We start from the raw sequence: 1,976 nt of genomic DNA, 5'->3' as shown, positions 1-1,976 counted from the left end.
ATTTGTGACAAATCATTGAGGGGATAAGACATGGCAGATTATTTACCACAGCCCTTGCAAGGGAGAAATCTTCATACCCAGCAGGTAAGCTTTTTGCGGCTTAATTTTAGCTATGAAGATAAAGAAAACGCTATGAGAATAGGTACGCTACCTCGTGGTGCTTTGATTACTTCAATTAAAGTGTTTGTTAAGACAGCATTTTCGGACACAAAGGTCAAAATAGGGTGCACTGCTGGAGGGACTGAGTTTGGTGAAGCGGAAATCAAACAACAGGCAGTAAAAGAGGTTAAGCCCACCAATCAGAAGGAATTTGTCCCTTATGATGAAGAACTTACTCTCTATGCTAAAGCTGATAAAACAGTACAAGCTGGGCAAGCAAGTATAGTCGTTGAATTCGTGACTAATCACTGAGGGGTATTTTGATGACACGTCATTATATTCGGGTTAAGACCGGAGGACCGATACCAGTAAAGCGAGATGTTTATCGTCATAAGAGAACACTTTCGCACTTAGTGTCGGTTATTCAAGATGAGATTGATGACATAGCCGATGAGTATGTTCAACAAATCCAAGAAAGCATTTTTGCAGCCATTCGTTTTTGTGAACGGGAGACCTTTTACTTTAACGAAAGCCGTGATGTGGTGTTTGAGACACGGGCGGGACAAGGTGTTTATGATGCAAGCGCTACCCGCCCTATTGAAACAGCTGTTAAAATAAAAAACGTTTATCTAAGCTCTGATCAACCTCATAAGTTTGCATTGGAGTGTAAGGACCATGTTTCTTTAGAGCCTTTGTTATCATCAGAGCAGCAAGGAACGCCGGTTTGTTACAGTTATTTTGATAGGAAATTACATCTTTATCCCACGCCGGATAAAGCCTATCAGATTCAACTCATTCTCTCTCCATTGCGTTTATCAGAGATAGATAGTGTCGATGAGGAGCACCCATGGTTTGTGCACGCGTTTGATTTGATTAAGGCGCGTGCAAAATACGAACTTTACAAGAATATCTTGAAAGATCCCGATTGTGCAACGGCAGCTTACAATGACTTTAACGAACAGTTGCATGAATTGCGTGCAGAGACGTCTCAACGTCATAACGTCACTCGAATAATTCCGACGGATTTCTAATATGGTTTATTTTCCAATCGCTGATTACAGACCAGATGTTGCGGTTGTCAACGGCAGTTTTACGGATATGCTTGTGAATGTTTTACCGGCTGATGGCTGTTACATTCCGATGCCTAATGCAATGGTAGTGTCTCATGCTTTAGAAGAAAAGCCGTTGGGGTGCATAGCCTTTAGAAGTGGCAATGGTGTTAAGATAATCGTAGGAGGAGCCAAAAAGCTTTACAGTTATGATAGTCAAACCAAGGGTTGGAAAGACATAAGCCAAAGTGGTGTGACCTATCAAGCAAATGAAGAGAATAAATGGTCGTTTGCATTATTTGGTGAAACTATTATTGCGGTGAATAAAAATGATAAACCACAAGTCTTTAATACTCATAGCTCTGAACGGTTTGAAGATTTAGGAGGCAATCCCCCGAAAGCAGGATTGGTGAAGGTTTGGGGTGATTTTGTTTGTTTGATGCAATTAACAGATCATCCCAATCGCATCCATTGGTCGGGTTTGAATGATGCAACTCATTGGACGGTAGGTGATAAAGATTGTTATTATCATAATTTTAATGATGGAGAATATGTTCAAGGGGCAACGGAATCGAGCAATCCCCTCGTTTTTTTGCGTTCTGCTATTTATGCTGGTTGTTTTACGCTAGGCTCTAAAGTCCCCTTTATTTTTCAAAAGCTTCAAGACAAGCGTGGATCCCGCAGTGCAGCCTCTATAGCTTGTCGAGGGAGTGATGCTTTTTTTGCGAGTGATGGTGGCTTTTATCAGATCAGTGCTGATGGTCAACTTTTGCCGATAGGCTTTGAGAAGGTTGATAGAACGGTTTTTAAAACTTTTGATAAGTTTGC

The 1,976-nt window shown here is 41.1% G+C and carries 2 protein-coding genes and 1 pseudogene; all 3 read left to right on the top strand.

Annotation, left to right across the window (positions count from 1 at the left end):
* Positions 1–30: 30 nt before the first annotated feature.
* A complete protein-coding gene (locus tag ACFINC_RS09210; RefSeq protein ID WP_375617014.1) occupies positions 31–411 on the top strand; it encodes a hypothetical protein in 381 nt (126 codons plus the stop codon).
* 11 nt (positions 412–422) lie between these two features.
* Entirely contained in the window at positions 423–1,130 is a 708-nt protein-coding gene (locus ACFINC_RS09205; RefSeq protein WP_375617013.1) for a hypothetical protein, read from the top strand.
* A gap of 1 nt (position 1,131) precedes the next feature.
* Positions 1,132–1,976: pseudogene (locus ACFINC_RS09200) on the top strand (hypothetical protein); the annotation flags it as partial.

This window comes from Bartonella sp. AP58NXGY (assembly GCF_042195785.1).
In the GTDB taxonomy this organism is placed as follows: domain Bacteria; phylum Pseudomonadota; class Alphaproteobacteria; order Rhizobiales; family Rhizobiaceae; genus Bartonella.
The sequence above is the reverse complement of the archived record's forward strand: the minus strand, read 5'-3'. Positions and strand labels throughout refer to the sequence as shown.

Coding starts and splice junctions, on each gene's coding strand:
- ACFINC_RS09210 (WP_375617014.1), top strand. CDS start 31: ATGGCAGATTATTTACCACAGCCCTTGCAAGGGAGAAATCTTCATACC.
- ACFINC_RS09205 (WP_375617013.1), top strand. CDS start 423: ATGACACGTCATTATATTCGGGTTAAGACCGGAGGACCGATACCAGTA.